The sequence below is a fragment of the Serratia sp. X10 genome, from assembly GCF_017811775.1.
GTDB lineage: Bacteria > Pseudomonadota > Gammaproteobacteria > Enterobacterales > Enterobacteriaceae > Serratia > Serratia ureilytica.
Window position 1 is genome coordinate 185,641 of sequence record NZ_JAEIOH010000009.1, and the last position, 16,449, is coordinate 202,089.

Below are 16,449 nucleotides of genomic sequence, written 5' to 3' on the forward strand. Positions count from 1 at the left end.
CAGCCCATAAAAAAGGCCGGCATAAGCCGGCCTGGTGATATTCCGCACGCGGCGTTCGCCGCGGTGCTTACATCTCGTGCGTAATGATGTTGGGGATGGTGTCATCCTTGCGCAACGTCATTATCTCGCAGCCGTTATCAGTCACCACAATAGTATGCTCATACTGCGCCGACAAGCTGCGATCTTTGGTTTTTACCGTCCAGCCGTCTTTCATGGTGCGGATGCGGTAATCGCCGGCGTTGACCATCGGTTCGATGGTGAAGGCCATGCCCGGCTGCAGCACCACGCCGCCGTCGTCCGCGTCATAGTGCAGCACCTGCGGCTCTTCGTGGAACACTTCGCCGATGCCGTGGCCGCAGTACTCGCGCACCACGGAGAACTTCTCGGCTTCGACGAATTGCTGGATAGCCTTGCCCAGGGTGCGCAGACGGATGCCCGGTTTGACCATCTTCAGCGCCAGATACAGGCTTTCCTGAGTGACGCGGCACAGGCGCTCGCCCAGAATGGTCGGTTTGCCGACGATGAACATCTTCGAGGTGTCGCCGTGGAAACCGTCTTTAATCACGGTCACGTCGATGTTGACGATATCGCCGTCTTTCAGCGTTTTGTCGTCGCTCGGGATGCCGTGGCACACCACTTCGTTCACCGAAATGCACACGGATTTCGGGAAGCCGTGATAGCCGAGGCAGGCGGAAATGGCCTGCTGTTCGTTGGTGATGTACTCGTGACAGATACGGTCCAGCTCGCCGGTGGTCACGCCAGGTTTGACGTGCGGCTCGATGATTTCCAGCACTTCGGCTGCCAGGCGGCCGGCCACGCGCATTTTTTGGATGTCATCAGGTGTTTTAATTGAGATTGCCATGAAATTCGTCCGCAGGTGTCGTTATCGTCGACAATAAGAAGCAGTGACTTATGGTATCAGCCCGGCCGGGGGCTGCCAAATTTCATTTCCTGACGCCCGGCGAAACGCAACAAAAGTTGGTGTCGGCGGCGGGTTTATGGTATAAAGCGCGCCGGCGATCCGTGTCTTGGTTCTTGTGACCTGGCGGGAATGGGCCGAAAATACTTTAACTGCACTCATTTTGTGTAAATAACACACACGTATCGGCACATCCGCCGGGGTGCCCTGAGGTGACTTGTCGCCGCCAGGGTCGGCGTTATGGGATACGTGGAGGCATAACCCCAATTAATCTATAGAGGTTTAATCATGGCAACTGTTTCCATGCGCGACATGCTCAAGGCTGGTGTTCACTTTGGTCACCAGACCCGTTACTGGAACCCGAAAATGAAGCCTTTCATCTTCGGCGCTCGTAACAAGGTTCACATCATCAACCTGGAGCAGACCGTACCAATGTTCAACGCCGCTCTGGCTGAACTGAGCAAGATCTCTTCCCGTAAAGGCAAGATCCTGTTCGTTGGTACCAAACGCGCAGCAAGCGAAGCGGTAAAAGACGCTGCGAACAGCTGTGACCAGTTCTTCGTGAACCACCGCTGGTTGGGTGGCATGCTGACTAACTGGAAAACCGTTCGTCAGTCCATCAAGCGTTTGAAAGATCTGGAAATCCAGTCTCAAGACGGCACCCTGGACAAGCTGACCAAGAAAGAAGCGCTGATGCGCACTCGTGAACTGGCCAAGCTGGAAAACTCCCTGGGCGGTATCAAAGATATGGGCGGTCTGCCAGACGCACTGTTCGTTATCGATGCCGATCACGAGCACATCGCGATCAAAGAAGCCAACAACCTGGGTATCCCGGTATTCTCTATCGTTGATACCAACTCCAACCCAGACGGCGTTGACTTCATCATCCCTGGTAACGACGACGCAATCCGTGCAGTAAACCTGTACCTGACTGCTGTTGCTGCCGCTGTGCGTGAAGGTCGTTCTCAAGATCTGGCCGTTCAGGCGGAAGAAGGCTTCGTAGAAGCTGAATAATAAGGCAAGCTCGTCACTGAGCCCTTATTAACCAGGTATTGACATATGTTGGTTAGGGGGGCCTGTAAAGGCCCCCTTTGCTTATCTGAATGAGAACTGTCTCCACGCGAGATAACCGAGGAAAAATAAATGGCTGATATTACCGCTGCCCTGGTAAAAGAACTGCGCGAGCGTACCGGCGCTGGCATGATGGATTGCAAGAAGGCGCTGGTTGAATCCAACGGCGACATCGAACTGGCAATCGAAAACATGCGTAAGTCCGGTGCGATTAAAGCCGCTAAAAAAGCAGGCAACGTGGCTGCTGACGGCGTGATCAAAACCAAGATCGAAGGCAACTACGGCATCATTCTGGAAGTTAACTGCCAGACTGACTTCGTTGCGAAAGACGCCGGTTTCCAGGCGTTCGCCGACAAAGTGCTGGATGCCGCTATGGCCGGCAAAATCACTGACGTTGACGTGCTGAAAGCACAGTTCGAAGAAGAGCGCGTAGCGCTGGTGGCAAAAATCGGCGAAAACATCAACATTCGTCGCGTTGCTTCCCTGGAAGGCGACGTGCTGGGCAGCTACCTGCACGGCGCGCGCATCGGCGTTCTGGTTGCGGCTAAAGGCGCTGACGAAGAGCTGGTTAAGCAAATCGCAATGCACGTTGCGGCGAGCAAGCCAGAGTTCGTGAAGCCAGAAGACGTGTCTGCTGAAGTGGTAGAAAAAGAGTACCAGGTTCAGCTGGACATCGCCATGCAGTCCGGCAAGCCGAAAGAAATCGCAGAGAAAATGGTTGAAGGCCGCATGAAGAAATTCACCGGCGAAGTTTCTCTGACCGGTCAGCCTTTCGTTATGGATCCGAGCAAATCCGTTGCTCAGGTGCTGAAAGAGCACAACGCTGACGTCACCAACTTCATTCGCTTCGAAGTGGGCGAAGGCATCGAGAAAGTCGAAACCGACTTCGCTGCTGAAGTTGCCGCGATGAGCAAACAGTCTTAATGACTGTCGATGGAACCGCCGTCTGGCGGTTCCATACTATCCAGCCAGAATTACACCGGTGGCAGGCCCTGCAGCGTGATGCTCACCTCAGGCGCGTTTCATCGGCTGAAATCCCCAATACTAATACTGCTTCTTAGGACAGAACACCATGGCAACCAATGCAAAACCCGTATATCAGCGTATTCTGCTTAAACTGAGTGGCGAAGCCCTGCAAGGTGCAGAAGGTTTTGGTATCGACGCCAGCGTTTTGGATCGCATGGCTCAGGAAGTGAAAGAGCTGGTCGAACTGGGAATTCAGGTCGGTGTAGTTATTGGCGGCGGGAACTTGTTCCGCGGCGCGGGGCTGGCGCAAGCCGGCATGAACCGCGTAGTGGGCGACCACATGGGAATGCTGGCTACCGTGATGAACGGCCTGGCTATGCGTGATGCACTGCACCGTGCCTATGTGAACGCCCGCCTGATGTCAGCGATCCCGCTGAACGGCGTATGTGATAATTACAGCTGGGCAGAGGCGATCAGCCTGCTGCGCAACAACCGCGTGGTGATCTTCTCCGCCGGTACCGGCAACCCGTTCTTTACCACCGATTCCGCCGCTTGCCTGCGCGGCATCGAGATCGAAGCGGACGTGGTGCTGAAAGCCACCAAAGTGGATGGCGTATACTCCGCCGATCCGGTGAAAAACCCGGATGCGACGCTGTATGAACAATTAACCTATCAGGACGTGCTGGAGCGCGAGCTGAAAGTGATGGATCTGGCGGCGTTTACGCTGGCCCGCGATCACGGTCTGCCGATCCGCGTGTTCAACATGAACAAGCCTGGTGCGCTGCGCCGCGTGGTGATGGGTGAGAACGAAGGTACGCTGATCAGCAAATAAGGCTGTTCACACCTCTTTTTCGGAGCGCGTGACGCCAGGCGCCGCGCGCTCTTCGAGTACGATTACGGGCTATACTTGAGTATCGCCTGCCAAGTAACCAGCTTCCAAGGGTTTGCAACGTGACTAATGAAATCAGAAAAGATGCTGATTCACGCATGGAAAAAAGCGTAGAAGCATTCAAAAACCAAATCAGCAAGATCCGTACCGGCCGCGCTTCTCCAAGCATTCTGGACGGCATCATGGTGGAATACTACGGCGCCGCTACGCCGCTGCGTCAGCTGGCCAACGTGACCGTGGAAGACTCCCGCACGCTGAAAATCAACGTATTCGACCGCAGCCTGAGCCAGGCCGTTGAGAAAGCGATCATGAGCTCCGATCTGGGCCTCAACCCGTCTTCCGCCGGTTCTGACATTCGCGTTCCGCTGCCTCCGCTGACCGAAGAACGTCGTAAGGATCTGATCAAGATCGTGCGCGGCGAAGCCGAGCAGGGCCGCGTAGCGGTGCGTAACGTGCGTCGCGACGCCAACGACAAGGTCAAGGCGCTGCTGAAAGATAAAGAGATCAGCGAAGACGAAGAGCGTCGTTCACAAGACGAGATTCAGAAAATGACCGACGCTTACATCAAGCTGGTCGACGCCGCGCTGGCGGAGAAAGAAAAAGAGCTGATGGAATTCTAATCAGCATCGCGCAGAAAAAAAGCGTCGCCTGGGCGGCGCTTTGTTTTTTGTGGCGCAGATCCCGTTTCATCGTACTGAAAGATCATGGACAAGCGGTGTCCAAGGTTCCACACTGGAGCACCTCCGATCTCATCAGACAGTTATTCAGAGTGAACTCATGAAGCAACTGACCATTCTTGGCTCGACCGGCTCGGTAGGGACCAGCACCCTGGCCGTGGTCAGGGCGAATCTCGACCGTTTTGCGATCAAAGCGCTGGTGGCCGGCCGCAACGTTGCGGTCATGGCGCAGCAATGCATGGAATTTCGGCCTGCGTTTGCCGCGATGGCGGATGAAAGCGCCGCGCGCGAGCTGCGCGCTATCCTGGCGGAGAACGGCGTCGCTACCGAAGTGTTGGCCGGGGAACAAGCGGCCTGCGAATTGGCCGCTTTGGATGACGTCGATCAAGTGACGGCGGCCATCGTCGGCGCCGCGGGGCTGTTGCCGACGCTGGCGGCGATCCGCGCGGGCAAGCAGGTGCTGCTGGCCAACAAAGAGTCGCTGGTCACCTGCGGCCGCCTGTTTATGGACGCGGTGAGGCAAAGCCAGGCGCAACTGCTGCCGCTCGACAGCGAGCACAACGCGATTTTTCAGAGTTTGCCTGAGAACATTCAGCGCCAGTTGGGATACTCTTCACTGGACAGTCATGGTGTTTCGCGCATCGTGCTTACCGGTTCCGGCGGCCCATTCCGCACCACGCCGTTGGAACAGTTCGCCGCGATGACGCCGGATCAAGCCTGCGCCCACCCAAACTGGTCGATGGGCCGCAAGATCTCGGTGGATTCCGCCACCATGATGAACAAAGGTCTGGAATACATTGAGGCCCGCTGGCTGTTTAACGCCTCGGCCGAGCAAATGGAAGTGATCCTGCACCCGCAGTCGGTGATTCACTCGATGGTGCGCTATGCCGACGGCAGCGTGCTGGCGCAGTTGGGGACACCGGATATGCGCACGCCAATCGCTCATGCGATGGCGTATCCGCAGCGTGTGAATTCCGGTGTGGAAGCGCTGGACTTCTGCCGTATCGGTTCGCTGACCTTCGCCGAACCGGAGCGTGAGCGTTATCCTTGCCTGTATTTGGCGATCGAAGCGTTCGATGCCGGCCAGGCGGCCACCACCGCGCTGAACGCGGCCAACGAAATCGCCGTGGCGGCATTTTTGCAGCAGCAGATTCGCTTTACCGATATCGCGGCGGTCAATCGCCAGGTGGTGGAACGTCTCGCGCTGCAGGAACCGACGAGCATCGAAGCGGTCTTAGACATTGACCGTCAGGCGCGCGCCGCCGCTGAGGAGCGGGTTCGCGCGTTGTGCGGCCGATCACGGTGATTATCCGATTTTGCTCGTCATTCGCGTGCGCCGCAGCGGGGCCGTTTGTTCATGCCCCGCTGAGGTGGTATAGTCTGCGCCACCTGTCAGCGGTTATACCGTTGAATTATGGCCCGATTGGCGCCTTGTGCGTCAATGGCGGCCCGGCTGCGCCGGGTATCGCAAGGGCAGGCTGAAAGCCGTGTCGGGCACACGGCTTTTTTTGCGCGTAAGGGCCTGATGTTCCGGAAAGGCAGTTATATTTCTATTGAGGAAATAAGTACGAGTTATGTCGTCCGCAAACCAACAAGAGGCTAATCCATCTTCCCCGGGGCCGCGCCATGTCGCCATTATCATGGACGGTAACGGACGCTGGGCCAAACGTCAGGGCAAGTTACGTGTCTTCGGTCATAAAGCAGGGGTGAAATCGGTTCGCCGCGCGGTCAGTTTTGCCGCCAGCCACCATTTAGATGCGCTCACGCTTTATGCCTTCAGCAGCGAAAACTGGAACCGTCCGGTGCAGGAAGTCTCTGCCCTGATGGAGCTTTTTGTCCGCGCTTTGGATAGTGAAGTAAAAAGCCTGCATAAACATAACGTCAGGCTGCGAGTGATCGGCGATATCAGCCGATTCAGCGCGCGTTTGCAGGAGCGGATCCGCCGCTCTGAAGCTCTGACGGAAAATAACGATGGCCTGACGCTCAATATCGCTGCCAACTACGGCGGCCGTTGGGATATCATTCAGGGAGTAAGGGAACTGGCCGAACAGGTACGGGTAGGCGAGTTGCACCCGGATCAGATCAGCGAGGAATTATTGAACGAGCGGGTTTGCATGAGCGACCTGGCGCCGGTGGATCTGGTTATCCGCACCGGTGGCGAGCATCGCATCAGTAATTTCCTGCTGTGGCAAATCGCCTATGCTGAACTTTACTTTACTGATGTGCTCTGGCCTGATTTCGATGAACTTGTCTTTGAAGGTGCGCTGAATGCATTTGCACAACGTGAGCGCCGCTTCGGGGGAACAACACCTAACGGCGCCGATGCGTCCTAGGGAGAACTTTTGCTGAAGTATCGCCTCATAACTGCTCTGATTTTAATCCCGATCGTTATCGCGGCGCTGTTCCTGTTGCCGCCGTTGGCCTTTGCTCTGGTAACGCTCGTCGTGTGCATGTTAGCTGCCTGGGAGTGGGGCCAATTGGCCGGTTTTACCTCCCGTTCGCAGCGCATCTGGTTGGCGATACTGTGCGGTTTTCTGCTTGCGCTGATGATGCTCAGCGTCCCCGCTTACCATCAATCCGTGCCACAGATAAGCGGCTCGCTGTGGCTGTCGTTGGCCTGGTGGCTGGCGGCGTTGCTGTTGGTGCTGTTCTATCCCGGCTCGGCCGCTATCTGGCGCAATTCGCGCCCGCTGCGCCTGCTGTTTGGCCTGCTGACCATCGTGCCGTTCTTCTGGGGCATGCTGGCGCTGCGCCAGTACGGTTACGAGCAAAACCCGTTTACCGGCGCCTGGTGGCTGCTGTATGTGATGTTGCTGGTGTGGGGCGCGGATTCCGGCGCCTACATGTTCGGCAAGCTGTTCGGCAAGCATAAGCTGGCACCGAAGGTCTCACCGGGCAAAACGTGGGAAGGGTTGATCGGCGGGTTGCTGACGTCGGCGGTGATCTCGTGGCTGTTCGGCCGCTATGCGCCGCTGAACGTGGTGCCGACCACGCTGCTGGCCTGTTCGGTGATCGCCGCGCTGGCTTCGGTGCTGGGCGATTTGACCGAAAGCATGTTCAAACGCGAAGCGGGCATCAAGGACAGCGGGCATTTGATTCCCGGTCATGGCGGCATACTGGATCGTATCGACAGCCTGACCGCGGCGGTGCCGGTGTTTGCCTGCCTGATGCTGTTGGTGTTTTAATCCGTCGATGACGGAAAGTGAGGGATGATGGTCAGCGTGCTTTGGAACCTGGTGGCGTTTCTGATTGCGCTCGGTATCTTGATTACCGTGCATGAGTTCGGACACTTTTGGGTTGCCCGTCGTTGCGGCGTGCGCGTTGAACGCTTCTCCATCGGCTTCGGCCGGGCGCTGTGGCGCCGAACCGATCGCCAGGGCACCGAGTACGTTATCGCGCTGATCCCGCTCGGCGGCTACGTGAAGATGCTGGACGAGCGCGTGGAGTCGGTGGCGCCGGAGATGCGCCACCAGGCCTTCAACAATAAAACCGTCTGGCAGCGCGCGGCCATCATCAGCGCCGGCCCTATCGCCAACTTCCTGTTTGCTATCCTTGCCTACTGGCTGGTGTTCATCATCGGCGTGCCGAGTTTCCGTCCGGTGATCGGCGAAATCGCGCCGCAATCGATCGCCGCCAAGGCTGAAATTTCGTCTGGCATGGAACTAAAGTCGGTTGACGGCATCGAAACGCCTGATTGGGAGTCAGTTCGTCTGGCGCTGGTGGCGAAGATTGGCGATGCGCAAACCGAAGTCGGCGTAGCGCCGTTCGGCTCTTCGCAGGTGGTGACCAAAACCCTGGACTTGCGCCAGTGGAACTTTGAACCGGACAAGCAGGATCCCGTTGTCGCACTGGGGATTATGCCGCGCGGCCCGCAGATCGAATCCGTGTTGGCGGAAGTGCAGCCGAACTCGGCGGCGCAAAAGGCGGGTTTACAAGCGGGGGACAGGATCGTTAAAGTCGATGGTCAGCCGTTGGGTCGTTGGCAGACGCTGGTGAAGCGTATCCACGATGGCCCGGGGCAACCGCTGGCTTTGGAGATTGAAAGAAACGGTGCCCCCTTGTCTTTGACGCTGATACCGGATACAAAGCCGGTGGGAAAAGACAAATCGGTGGGGTTTGCAGGCATCATTCCAAAGGTGCTGCCGCTGCCGGAAGAGTATAAGACGATTCGTCAGTATGGACCGTTCCCGGCGCTGTATCAGGCCGGCGACAAGACCTGGCAGCTGATGCGGCTGACGGTCAACATGCTGGGCAAATTAATAACCGGTGATGTAAAGCTGAACAACCTGAGTGGCCCGATCTCGATTGCACAGGGAGCTGGGGCGTCAGCCGGAGTCGGATTCGTGTATTATCTGATGTTCCTGGCGTTGATTAGCGTCAACCTGGGGATCATCAACCTGTTCCCATTACCGGTGTTAGATGGTGGGCATCTCCTCTTCCTGGCGATAGAAAAGCTGAAGGGTGGGCCGGTTTCCGAGCGAGTACAGGACTACAGCTACCGCATAGGTTCGATCGTGCTGGTGTTGTTGATGGGTCTTGCACTTTTCAATGATTTTTCCCGCCTTTAGGGGCGGGGATAGGTTAGGAAGAACGCATAACAACGATGGCGATGAAAAAGTTGCTCATAGCGTCGCTGCTGTTTGGCAGCGCCACCGTATACGGTGCAGACGGGTTCGTAGTGAAAGACATTCATTTCGAAGGCCTGCAGCGAGTTGCCGTCGGTGCGGCGTTACTCAACATGCCGGTTCGCGTCGGCGATACCGTCACTGACGATGACATCAGTAATACCATTCGTGCCTTGTTTGCCACCGGCAACTTCGAGGACGTGCGCGTACTGCGCGATGGTAATACCTTGATCGTGCAGGTGAAGGAACGTCCTACCATCGCCAGCATCACTTTCTCCGGCAATAAGTCGGTGAAGGATGACATGCTCAAGCAAAACCTGGAAGCTTCCGGCGTCCGGGTGGGCGAGGCGCTCGACCGCACCACGATTTCCAGCATTGAAAAAGGGCTGGAAGACTTCTATTACAGCGTCGGTAAATACAGCGCCTCGGTGAAAGCCGTGGTCACGCCGTTGCCGCGCAACCGTGTCGACCTGAAGCTGGTGTTCACGGAAGGGGTCTCCGCCAAGATTCAACAAATCAACATCGTCGGCAACCACGCCTTCACCAACGACGAACTGATCTCGCGCTTCCAGCTGCGTGATGAAGTGCCGTGGTGGAACCTGGTCGGCGATCGCAAATACCAGAAGCAAAAACTGGCGGGCGATCTCGAAACCCTGCGCAGCTTCTATCTGGATCGCGGCTATGCCCGCTTTAATATCGATTCTACCCAGGTGAGCCTGACGCCGGATAAAAAAGGCATCTATATCACCATCAACATCACCGAAGGCGATCAGTACAAGCTTTCTGATGTTGTCGTGAACGGCAACCTGGCCGGCCATTCGGCGGAAGTCGCTCAGATCACCAAAATCGAGCCGGGCGAGCTGTATAACGGCAGCAAAGTGACCAAAATGGAAGACAACATCAAAACGATGTTGGGCCGTTATGGTTACGCCTACCCGCGCGTCGGCACCCAGCCGGAGATCAATGACGCGGATAAAACCGTCAAGCTGCACGTCAATGTTGACGCGGGCAACCGTTTCTACGTGCGCCGCATCAAGTTCGAAGGCAACGACACCAGCAAGGATTCCGTACTGCGTCGCGAAATGCGCCAGATGGAAGGCGCCTGGCTCGGCAACGAGCAGGTCGAGCAGGGCAAGGAGCGTTTGAACCGCCTGGGCTACTTCGAAACGGTCGATGTGGAAACCCAGCGCGTGCCGGGCACTGCCGATCAGGTCGACGTGACCTACAAGGTGAAAGAACGCAACACCGGTACCTTTAACTTCGGCGTCGGTTACGGCACCGAGAGCGGCGTCAGCTTCCAGGCCGGCGTGCAGCAGGATAACTGGTTGGGTACCGGCTACTCGGTCGGCATCAGCGGCACCAAGAACGATTACCAGACGTATACCGAATTCTCGGTCACCAACCCGTACTTCACCGTTGACGGTGTGAGCCTGGGCGGCCGCGTCTTCTACAACGACTTTAAAGCGGATAATGCGGACCTGTCCGACTACACCAACAAGAGTTACGGTGTTGACGGCACGCTGGGCTTCCCGATCAACGAAAACAACTCGTTGCGCACCGGTCTGGGCTATGTCCACAACGGCCTGTCGAACATGCAGCCGCAGATCGCCATGTGGCGTTATCTCGACTCGATGGGCGTGGATGCGAACAAGACCGACCGCGCCAGCTACTCGACGGACGACTTTACCCTGAACCTGGGCTGGACCTACAACAACCTGGACCGTGGCTACTTCCCGACTTCGGGTAACCGCACCACGTTGAACGGTAAGGTCACCATTCCGGGCTCGGACAACGAATACTACAAGGTGACGCTGGACAGCGTACAGTACGTGCCGATCAACGACGACCGCACCTGGGTGCTGTTGGGTCGCGGCCGTCTGGGTTACGCGGATGGGCTGGGCGGCAAGGAAATGCCGTTCTACGAGAACTTCTACGCCGGTGGTTCGAGCACCGTGCGTGGCTTCCAGTCCAACACCATTGGTCCGAAGGCGGTGTACTACAACTCCAATTCGTACCAGTGCCAGTTCAACGCCGGCAGCACCACCGATCGTCAGAGCATCTGTGGTTCGGATGACGCGGTGGGCGGTAACGCCATGGCGGTCGCCAGCCTGGAGTTGATCACCCCAACGCCGTTCATCAGCGAGAAATACGCCAACTCGGTGCGTACGTCGCTGTTCATCGATGCGGGTACCGTGTGGGATACCAAGTGGAAGAATACCAACGAGACGCTGATGTACGGCGTGCCGGACTACAGCAAGGCCAGCAATATTCGTTCTTCCGCCGGTATCGCGCTGCAGTGGATGTCGCCATTGGGGCCATTGGTGTTCTCTTACGCCAACCCGATCAAGAAATACGAAGGCGACAAGTCCGAACAGTTCCAGTTTAACATCGGTAAGACCTGGTAACGGGTCTCGCCTCTGGGCATAACAGTTATTAAGAATCGCAATGGCCAGGCGCCCGCCGGCAGAGGGAGATGATTCTCATTGTTTGGTGGGACAAGTCTGGCAAATTGTGTACTTCAGTGTCATATGACACAAATGGGTGATGGTAAGGAGTTTATAGTGAAAAAGTGGTTGTGTGCCGCAGGCCTCGGTTTAGCAATGGCTGCTTCAGCTGGCGTTCAGGCAGCAGATAAGATCGCTGTCGTTAACGTCTCCAGCATTTTCCAACAGCTGCCGGCCCGCGAAGCGGTCGCTAAACAGCTGGAAAACGAGTTTAAAGGCCGTGCAAGCGAACTCCAGAACATGGAACGTAGCCTGCAGACCAAAATGCAACGTCTGCAGCGTGACGGCGCTACCATGAAAGCCAGCGACCGCAGCAAGTTGGAAAAAGACGTGATGGCGCAGCGCGAGCAGTTCTCTCAGAAAGCCCAGGCTTTCGAGCAGGACAACCGTCGTCGCCAGATGGAAGAGCGTAACAAGATCCTGAGCCGCATTCAGGACGCGGTGAAATCTGTCGCGAGCAAAGGCGGTTATGACGTGGTGATCGACGCCAACGCCGTTGCCTATGCAGACTCTTCCAAAGATATCACTGCTGACGTGCTGAAACAGGTTAAATAACACATGCTTTCAATTCGACTGGCTGATTTAGCGCAGCAGTTGGATGCACAATTGCACGGTGATGGCGATCTCGTCATCACCGGCATTGCTTCTATGCATTCGGCACAGCCTGGCCAAATCACGTTTTTGTCAAACAGCCGCTATCAAGAGCAGCTGTCTTACTGCCAGGCAAGCGCCGTGGTGCTTACCGAAGCGGATTTATCACACTGCCGTGCTGCGGCGCTGGTGGTTAAGAACCCTTACCTGACCTATGCGCGCATGGCGCAGCTGATGGACACCACGCCGTCGCCGGCTCAGGATATCGCGCCAAGCGCGGTGATCTCGCCTGAAGCGCAGCTGGGGCAGAACGTCGCCATTGGGGCGAACGCGGTGATCGAGTCGGGTGCGGTGCTTGGCGATAACGTGGTTATCGGCCCGGGCTGCTTCATCGGCAAACACGCACGCATCGGCGCGGGAACGCGTCTGTGGGCGAACGTAACGATTTATCATGCGGTCGAAATCGGCCAGCGCTGCCTGATTCAGTCGGGCACCGTGATCGGCGCAGACGGTTTCGGCTATGCGAATGAGCGCGGCGAGTGGATCAAGATCCCTCAGTTGGGCACGGTGATTATCGGCGATCGCGTCGAAATCGGCGCTTGCACCACCATTGACCGCGGCGCTTTGGATAACACCCAAATCGGGAATGGTGTTATCATCGACAACCAATGCCAGATTGCACATAACGTCGTGATTGGCGACAATACCGCCGTCGCCGGCGGTGTGATCATGGCCGGCAGCCTGAAAATCGGCCGCTATTGCCAGATTGGCGGCGCCAGCGTGATCAACGGTCACATGGAAATTGCCGATAAGGTTGTTGTTACCGGAATGGGAATGGTTATGCGACCAATCACCGAACCTGGGGTATACTCTTCGGGCATTCCGTTGCAGCCTAACAAGGTTTGGCGTAAAACCGCTGCGTTGGTAATGAATATCGATGAGATCAGCAAGCGCTTGAAAGCTGTCGAACGTAAAGTCGGAAAAGACTAGTCATTGCCGCCCGCCCTGGCGGGTACAAAACGAAACGCGTTGGTCGTGAGACCAAAAGCGCAAAGAGATGTTAATTTGCGGCCTGCATGATGATCTCCTTTTGGGGTCAGCGCAGGCCGTGTTGTTGATGCCATCAGTTTTTAGAGACAGGAAGAGTATTTTGACTACTGACACTCATACTCTGGATATTGCAGAAATTTTGGATCTGCTTCCTCACCGTTACCCGTTCTTGCTGGTCGACCGCGTCCTCGAGTTTGAAGAGCACAAATATCTGCGTGCGGTGAAGAACGTATCGGTGAATGAACCGTTTTTCCAGGGCCACTTCCCTGGCAAACCGATTTTCCCAGGCGTATTGATCCTGGAAGCCATGGCGCAGGCCACCGGCATCCTGGCGTTTAAAAGCGTCGGCAAACTGGAACCGGGCGAACTGTATTACTTCGCCGGTATCGACGAAGCTCGCTTCAAGCGCCCTGTGGTGCCAGGCGATCAGATGGTCATGGAAGTCACCTTCGAGAAAACTCGCCGCGGTCTGACTCGCTTCAAAGGCGTCGCGACCGTTGACGGTAAAATTGTCTGCGAAGCAACCATGATGTGTGCCCGCAGCCGGGAGGCTTAATCCGTGATTGACCAAACCGCCTTTATCCATCCTAGCGCGATAGTCGAAGAAGGCGCCGTGATTGGCGCCGGCGTGCATATCGGCCCTTTCTGCTACGTCGGCTCCCAGGTGGAAATCGGCGCCGGCACGGTGCTGAAATCTCACGTGGTGGTGAACGGCATTACCAAGATTGGCCGCGATAACCAGATTTATCAGTTCGCCTCTATCGGCGAAGTGAATCAGGATCTGAAATACGCGGGCGAGCCGACGCGTGTGGAAGTGGGCGATCGCAATCGCATCCGCGAAAGCGTCACCATTCACCGCGGCACCGCGCAGGGCACCGGCTTGACCAAAGTGGGTAATGACAACCTGCTGATGGTCAACGTGCACGTCGCCCACGACTGCGTGGTTGGCAATTCTTGCGTGCTGGCCAACAACGCCACGCTGGCGGGGCATGTGGAAATCGACGATCACGCCATCATCGGCGGCATGACCGCGATCCACCAGTTCTGCATTATCGGCGCGCATGTGATGGTAGGCGGTTGTTCCGGTGTCGCTCAGGACGTGCCTCCTTTCGTCATCGCTCAGGGCAACCACGCTACGCCGTTCGGCGTCAACGCGGTCGGCCTCAAGCGCCGCGGTTTTGACAAGGATGAAATGCAGGCGATCCGTAACGCCTACAAAATCCTGTATCGCAGCGAAAAAACGCTGGATGAAGCGAAAACGGAAATCGAAGCCCTGGCCAAAGAGCAGCCGGTGGTGCAGCAATACCTCGATTTCTTCACCCGTTCTACCCGTGGCATCATTCGCTGAGTTATGTCGAATCGTCCATTGACTATCGGATTGGTCGCCGGAGAAACCTCCGGTGACATTCTCGGCGCCGGTTTGATCCGTGCGCTCAAGGCGCAGATCCCCGACGCGCGTTTCGTTGGCGTCGCCGGCCCGCTGATGCAGGCCGAAGGGTGCGAAGCCTGGTACGAAATGGAAGAGCTGGCGGTAATGGGCGTGGTGGAAGTGCTCGAGCGCTTGCCACGCCTGTTGAAGATCCGCAAGGATCTCACCCGCCGCTTCGGTGAGCTGCGGCCGGACGTGTTTGTCGGCATCGACGCGCCGGACTTCAACATCACGCTGGAAGGCCGCCTCAAGCAGCGCGGCATTCGCACCATCCACTATGTCAGCCCTTCCGTGTGGGCCTGGCGACAAAAGCGCGTTTTCAAAATAGGCAAAGCCACCGATTTGGTGCTGGCCTTTCTCCCTTTCGAAAAAGCGTTTTACGATCGTTTCAACGTCCCCTGCCGGTTTATCGGTCACACCATGGCGGACGCCATGCCGCTGCAGCCCGATCGCTTGGCGGCGCGCGCTCAGCTTGGCATCGCTCCGCAGGCGCGCTGTTTGGCCTTGTTGCCGGGCAGCCGCGGCGCCGAAGTCGAGATGCTGAGCGCCGACTTCCTCAAAACCGCGCAGCTGCTGCGCACGCGTTATCCCGAGCTGGAAGTGGTGGTGCCGCTGGTCAACGCCAAACGGCGTGAGCAGTTTGAGCGCATCAAGGCCGAAGTGGCGCCGGATCTGACCGTACACCTGCTGAATGGACAGGGGCGTGAAGCGATGATCGCCAGCGACGCGGCGCTGCTGGCATCCGGCACGGCGGCGCTGGAATGCATGCTGGCCAAGTGCCCGATGGTCGTGGGCTATCGCATGAAGCCGTTCACTTTCTGGTTGGCGCAGAAGCTGGTGAAAACGCCTTATGTCTCGCTGCCGAATCTGCTGGCGGGGCGGGAGATCGTCACCGAACTGCTGCAGCATGACTGTGTCCCGGACAAACTGGCCGCCGCTGTGATGCCGCTGCTGGAAGAGAGCCCGGAAACCGACGCGCTGAAACAGACTTTCCTTACCTTGCACCAAAGCATCCGTTGCGGTGCGGACGAACAGGCCGCTCAGGCTGTGTTGGAGCTGGCGAAAGCATGATTGAACCCTTTATCTATCCCGCTGCCACGCTGATTGCCGGTGTGGACGAAGTGGGCCGCGGCCCGTTGGTCGGCGCAGTGGTCACCGCCGCCGTGATCCTCGATCCGGCGCAGCCGATCGTCGGGCTGGCGGACTCCAAAAAGCTCAGTGAAAAACGCCGGCTGGCGCTGTATGACGAAATCGTCGCCAAAGCGCTCTCCTGGAGCCTGGGGCGCGCCGAACCGGCGGAAATCGACCAACTGAACATTTTGCACGCCACCATGTTGGCGATGCAGCGCGCGGTGGCCGGGTTGCATATCGCGCCGGACATGGTTTTAATCGACGGTAACCGTTGCCCGAGTTTGCCGATGCGTTCGCAGGCGGTGGTGAAGGGCGACAGCCGCGTGGCGGAGATCAGCGCGGCGTCCATTCTGGCGAAGGTCACGCGCGATCGCGAAATGGCCGAGCTGGACCGCGAATTCCCGGACTACGGTTTCGCGCAGCATAAAGGCTACCCGACCGCCTTCCACCTGGAGCGGCTGGCCGCGCTGGGCGCCACCGAGCATCATCGCCGCAGCTTCGCGCCGGTGAAAAGGGCGCTCGCGCTGTAGCCTGCGAGCCTGACCGCTCGACGATAGCATTAACCCGGGCTCAGCACGCTGAGCCCCTTCAATCAGG

General features: G+C 57.4%; 16 protein-coding genes. 15 read left to right on the top strand and 1 reads right to left on the bottom strand.

The features are described from left to right. Positions 1 to 67: 67 nt before the first annotated feature. Positions 68 to 862 carry a type I methionyl aminopeptidase gene (gene map, locus J9788_RS22765; protein ID WP_028127527.1) on the bottom strand — a complete coding sequence of 265 codons (795 nt, stop codon included), beginning with the start codon at positions 860 to 862 and terminating at the stop codon, positions 68 to 70. Between the two features lie 345 nt (positions 863 to 1,207). Between map and rpsB the strand changes: the two genes are divergently transcribed. From rpsB to rnhB, 15 genes are all read left to right on the top strand, one after another. After that, the gene (gene rpsB, locus J9788_RS22770) at positions 1,208 to 1,933 is read left to right on the top strand and encodes a 30S ribosomal protein S2 (protein WP_016929891.1); all 726 of its coding nucleotides are present in this window, start codon (positions 1,208 to 1,210) and stop codon (positions 1,931 to 1,933) included. A gap of 129 nt (positions 1,934 to 2,062) precedes the next feature. Then, positions 2,063 to 2,914 (top strand): translation elongation factor Ts, encoded by an 852-nt coding sequence (tsf, locus tag J9788_RS22775; protein WP_016929890.1) that lies wholly within the window; start codon positions 2,063 to 2,065, stop codon positions 2,912 to 2,914. A 148-nt stretch (positions 2,915 to 3,062) separates the two neighbouring features. After that, complete coding sequence (gene pyrH, locus J9788_RS22780) at positions 3,063 to 3,788, top strand: UMP kinase (protein WP_004931940.1); 726 nt, start codon at positions 3,063 to 3,065, stop codon at positions 3,786 to 3,788. Between the two features lie 119 nt (positions 3,789 to 3,907). Beyond that, entirely contained in the window at positions 3,908 to 4,465 is a 558-nt protein-coding gene (gene frr / locus J9788_RS22785; RefSeq protein ID WP_025160240.1) for a ribosome recycling factor, read from the top strand. A 157-nt stretch (positions 4,466 to 4,622) separates the two neighbouring features. Then, on the top strand, positions 4,623 to 5,828 hold the full coding sequence (gene ispC / locus J9788_RS22790; protein ID WP_046687715.1) for a 1-deoxy-D-xylulose-5-phosphate reductoisomerase: 1,206 nt from the start codon (positions 4,623 to 4,625) through the stop codon (positions 5,826 to 5,828). Between the two features lie 268 nt (positions 5,829 to 6,096). Then, positions 6,097 to 6,855: a (2E,6E)-farnesyl-diphosphate-specific ditrans,polycis-undecaprenyl-diphosphate synthase gene (ispU, locus tag J9788_RS22795; RefSeq protein WP_033644874.1), complete on the top strand. Its 759-nt coding sequence runs from the start codon at positions 6,097 to 6,099 to the stop codon at positions 6,853 to 6,855. A gap of 9 nt (positions 6,856 to 6,864) precedes the next feature. After that, a complete protein-coding gene (gene cdsA / locus J9788_RS22800) occupies positions 6,865 to 7,707 on the top strand; it encodes a phosphatidate cytidylyltransferase (protein WP_046899064.1) in 843 nt (280 codons plus the stop codon). A gap of 27 nt (positions 7,708 to 7,734) precedes the next feature. Beyond that, positions 7,735 to 9,090, top strand: coding sequence for a sigma E protease regulator RseP (rseP, locus tag J9788_RS22805; protein ID WP_025304033.1), 1,356 nt, complete (start codon positions 7,735 to 7,737; stop codon positions 9,088 to 9,090). A 35-nt stretch (positions 9,091 to 9,125) separates the two neighbouring features. Next, positions 9,126 to 11,552, top strand: a complete 2,427-nt coding sequence (gene bamA, locus J9788_RS22810) for an outer membrane protein assembly factor BamA (protein WP_033652498.1) — start codon at positions 9,126 to 9,128, stop codon at positions 11,550 to 11,552. A 156-nt stretch (positions 11,553 to 11,708) separates the two neighbouring features. Further along, complete coding sequence (gene skp / locus J9788_RS22815; protein ID WP_004931958.1) at positions 11,709 to 12,206, top strand: molecular chaperone Skp; 498 nt, start codon at positions 11,709 to 11,711, stop codon at positions 12,204 to 12,206. Positions 12,207 to 12,209: 3 nt separating this feature from the next. Further along, positions 12,210 to 13,232 carry a UDP-3-O-(3-hydroxymyristoyl)glucosamine N-acyltransferase gene (gene lpxD, locus J9788_RS22820; protein WP_182265790.1) on the top strand — a complete coding sequence of 341 codons (1,023 nt, stop codon included), beginning with the start codon at positions 12,210 to 12,212 and terminating at the stop codon, positions 13,230 to 13,232. A 160-nt stretch (positions 13,233 to 13,392) separates the two neighbouring features. Then, positions 13,393 to 13,848, top strand: a complete 456-nt coding sequence (gene fabZ / locus J9788_RS22825; protein WP_004931962.1) for a 3-hydroxyacyl-ACP dehydratase FabZ — start codon at positions 13,393 to 13,395, stop codon at positions 13,846 to 13,848. Between the two features lie 3 nt (positions 13,849 to 13,851). Next, positions 13,852 to 14,640, top strand: coding sequence for an acyl-ACP--UDP-N-acetylglucosamine O-acyltransferase (gene lpxA, locus J9788_RS22830; RefSeq protein WP_046899065.1), 789 nt, complete (start codon positions 13,852 to 13,854; stop codon positions 14,638 to 14,640). Between the two features lie 3 nt (positions 14,641 to 14,643). Continuing rightward, entirely contained in the window at positions 14,644 to 15,792 is a 1,149-nt protein-coding gene (lpxB, locus tag J9788_RS22835; protein WP_004931967.1) for a lipid-A-disaccharide synthase, read from the top strand. Further along, positions 15,789 to 16,382, top strand: a complete 594-nt coding sequence (gene rnhB, locus J9788_RS22840; protein ID WP_046899066.1) for a ribonuclease HII — start codon at positions 15,789 to 15,791, stop codon at positions 16,380 to 16,382. Before lpxB ends, rnhB begins: the two co-directional genes overlap by 4 nt. Positions 16,383 to 16,449: the final 67 nt, after the last annotated feature.